Consider the following 3,326-nt stretch of genomic DNA (forward strand, 5'->3'; position numbering starts at 1 on the left):
GAAAAACTCAGTATTTTTCTGCGTTTTTCAGCATTTGTTTATAGGATTATTTAGGTATGCGTTCAGGAGTGCCTGGCTAACAACTGAATTGTAACTGTAATTACCCCAATTGCTCTCGCATAAAGGTTTTTACTGCATCTACGACCTCATCAAGACTATTGTCATAACAATGAGTATCGCCTTTTATAAGCACAAGTTTACAATTTTTGTATTTTTTTGCTGCATCGATTGAATCTTCTACAGGCACTGCTTCATCAGCATCACCATGAACAATAAGAACAGGTTTCTCATATTTTGCCAGTGCATCCTCAATATGAAGAGTCTGTGCAACCCGGACATAGTTGCCACTTAGAGTTCTGTTATCCCAGTTCACCAGTTCTTCGGGCACATTTTCAGGATCAAATGGCTGTCCTAAGAGACATCCTTTCCTTGCACCTTCCAAAATACAAAGAGCCGGAGAAAGCGGAATAAGTGCTTTAATCCTGTCTTTTTCCATTCCTGCAAGAAGCATTGCAGTAAGCCCTCCCTGAGAATGTCCACACAGATAAACATCTGTAACAAAATCAAGGTTCCTTGCGTAATCAACTGCTGTCATAGCGTTTGACAACCACTTATAAAGTGTATGGTCTCTAAACTGGCCATCACTTCCACCATGACCATACATTTCAACTCTCAAAGTTGCAACGCCCAGCTCATTCATTGCTTCCTGAACAGCTATAATGTGCCTTTCCTCCATGTGCCCTGTAAATCCGTGGATTATAACACATATCGGACATTTTTCCGCCCCGTTTTTGGGCATATCAAGCTTGGCGTTGAGCTTGATCCCATCATCAAGTATGTACATAGTAGCCTCCCCAAAAAGCATTATATATTTTTATACCATTTATCAGTATAGCATGACCCTTTTAGTTTTCACTAGAAATAATAAGTTTCAGATTACCTTTAAATACTGCTTCTCCGTAACCAACAGACAGTATAAAATGATCACCCTTCTTTACCTGATGATCCCCAATATTTCCTTTTCCCTCTATAACTGAGCACAAAACAAATTTCTCAGAAACATCAAGCGAAAGCTCTGTCGTCACATTCACTCTTGAAACTGTATAGTACTTGCAGCTGTTAAGGAGCTTTACTCCCTGAGACTCATCCGTATCATGTACTATCGCATCTGACAAGTCTTTTGCCGGAACAGTAATGACCTCCTTGCACTTATCAACATGAAGCTCACGTTTGCTGCCATTCCATATTCTGTCATAATCATATAGTCTGTATGTAATATCGCTGTTCTGCTGAGTTTCAAGAACTACGACTCCGCCTTTAATGGCATGAACAGTTCCCGGGTCAATCTGAATAAAATCGCCCTTTGCAATCTTTACTTCTCTTATAAGATCGCTCCATCTGCCCTCATCCATCATCTGGCAAAGTTCATCTCTTGTAGTTGCATTATGCCCCACAACAAGCGAAGCACCCTCATCACAATCAAGCACATACCAGCATTCCGTTTTTCCAAGTGATCCATTCTCATGAACTTTAGCGTACTCATCGTCAGGATGCACCTGAATACTAAGATCAGACTTTGCATCGATTATTTTTGTCAAAAGAGGAAACTTATCATTTCCACCACGGGCATCCGCCCCAAACAGCTCTCTGTGCTCTTTATAAAGCTCATCCAGTCCCATTCCCTTATACAGGCCGTTCTTTACAAGGCTCTTTCCATTTGGATGAGCTGCAATTCCCCAGCACTCTCCGATATCATCCCCTTCAACATCGTATCCAAACACAGTTCTCAACTTGCTTCCACCCCAGACATTGTGGGTAAAGTGCGGTTCTAAAAAAATAGGTTCTTTCTCATTAGTACTCATTATTATAATTTCTCCATATTACTCTTTTGCGTTTTTACAAAATCCTACCACATTATCATCGATATCTAAAGATATCTTTTATCAAAATGCCCATCACCCAAGTTTGGACAAAAGAAAATCCGAAATCATTTCAGCTGCTTTCTCATGGCTCTTTAGCCCAGGATGCATGCGGGATCCAAACTCACCCTTAAGCGTATTGGGAAGAGTCAGATAGGAAACATTATCATCGCCTGTTTCAGTCATATAGTCCGCAATGGCTTTGCTGATATTTGCGCTGATATTATAGCCAAGCATTCCATAAACCCACAAAAGGTGAGCTTTGGGATAGTATGATCTAAGTTTTTTAAGAAAAGCAGTAATGGATTTTTCACACTCGCTGATGCTAAGCGGCTCATCAGCCATGGCTCCGATTTCGCCGCCACTGCCATTATATGCCGCGATTCCGGTTCCGTCATTTGTTCCAAGGTTAATGACAACAGCATCCGCCTGCCAGTTCGATGAATCATAGGCATTTGCTGTGCCAAGGCTTTCATTAAACTTACCATGAGCTATACCACAGATTTCATCATAAATTCTCGGGATATTGTTCTTTCTTACCGCATCCCAGCTGCAATAAACACCCCATCCGCCCTGCGAGATTATGCGGACATCGGCATTCATCTTTTTGGAGATCATATTGATATAGTTATGGCTTGATGACATGTACATCGGAATCCAGTCCATATCGTCATTAGCCCCATAAGTACCCTCGCCGGAGGAAATGCTGTCACCTATGAATTCGATCTTGTGACCATATGGCGGAACATCCGTAAACTGCCCATCACAATATAAGCCTTTGACGATCATATAGCAGTTGTCATCCTGCCCCATAGGCTGAAGTTCGCGGTAAAAAAAGACTCTTTTTACAGATCCTGCAGACATGCCCCTGAAAAGACAAATATCATTCTCCCCGGGCTGTAACATACTGCGGCTCACCAGCGCCCCGTTTACTTCAACCGCATACCAGGGCTCATAAACGCTATAGTCCGCCTCTACTCTTATCCACAATTCAGTTCCATCCGTGCACACTTCTACACCGCTATTATTCCAAAAAAGAGGCAGCTCTTTCCTGTCATTTTGCCAGTTCGTTCTGCCATGAACAAAGAGCTGCTCCACTTCATCGATCCTGCAATACTGAAGGTTTTTATTTTTATCCTGTGGTTTCATAGCCATACCCACCCCCTGATGATTTCATACATGGATATTTTAAACCACATTCATAATAATTTACAGAGATTGTCTTCCATCTCCCTGGGCAGCTACTACCCCAACGTCAAATACGTATAAGAACCTAATATAATTGAACATTAAATGCGCTGTTTTTCGTTAACTTTTTAAAAATATAATAAGTCAGTTGCGCATATCTGGTATTAATAAATTCCTATAATCTGACCATTTTAATGATACCAGAGTATAGAGTATATT

Annotated in this window: 3 protein-coding genes; all 3 read right to left on the bottom strand. The window is 41.3% G+C overall.

Annotated features, from left to right (window positions below):
* Positions 1-100: 100 nt before the first annotated feature.
* Positions 101-844 carry an alpha/beta hydrolase gene (locus BM146_RS18840; protein ID WP_074892224.1) on the bottom strand — a complete coding sequence of 248 codons (744 nt, stop codon included), beginning with the start codon at positions 842-844 and terminating at the stop codon, positions 101-103.
* Positions 845-905: 61 nt separating this feature from the next.
* The gene (gene manA / locus BM146_RS18845) at positions 906-1,862 is read right to left on the bottom strand and encodes a mannose-6-phosphate isomerase, class I (protein ID WP_074892226.1); all 957 of its coding nucleotides are present in this window, start codon (positions 1,860-1,862) and stop codon (positions 906-908) included.
* A 93-nt stretch (positions 1,863-1,955) separates the two neighbouring features.
* A complete protein-coding gene (locus BM146_RS18850) occupies positions 1,956-3,074 on the bottom strand; it encodes an SGNH/GDSL hydrolase family protein (protein WP_083413664.1) in 1,119 nt (372 codons plus the stop codon).
* Positions 3,075-3,326 lie beyond the last annotated feature (252 nt).

The sequence above is a fragment of the Butyrivibrio proteoclasticus genome (assembly GCF_900115735.1).
GTDB classification, from domain to species: domain Bacteria; phylum Bacillota; class Clostridia; order Lachnospirales; family Lachnospiraceae; genus Butyrivibrio; species Butyrivibrio proteoclasticus_B.

What these genes read in the sequence shown, in the direction of transcription:
- manA (WP_074892226.1), bottom strand. Translation starts at nt 1,862, where the DNA reads ATGAGTACTAATGAGAAAGAACCTATTTTTTTAGAACCGCACTTTACC.
- BM146_RS18850 (WP_083413664.1), bottom strand. Translation starts at nt 3,074, where the DNA reads ATGGCTATGAAACCACAGGATAAAAATAAAAACCTTCAGTATTGCAGG.
- BM146_RS18840 (WP_074892224.1), bottom strand. Translation starts at nt 844, where the DNA reads ATGTACATACTTGATGATGGGATCAAGCTCAACGCCAAGCTTGATATG.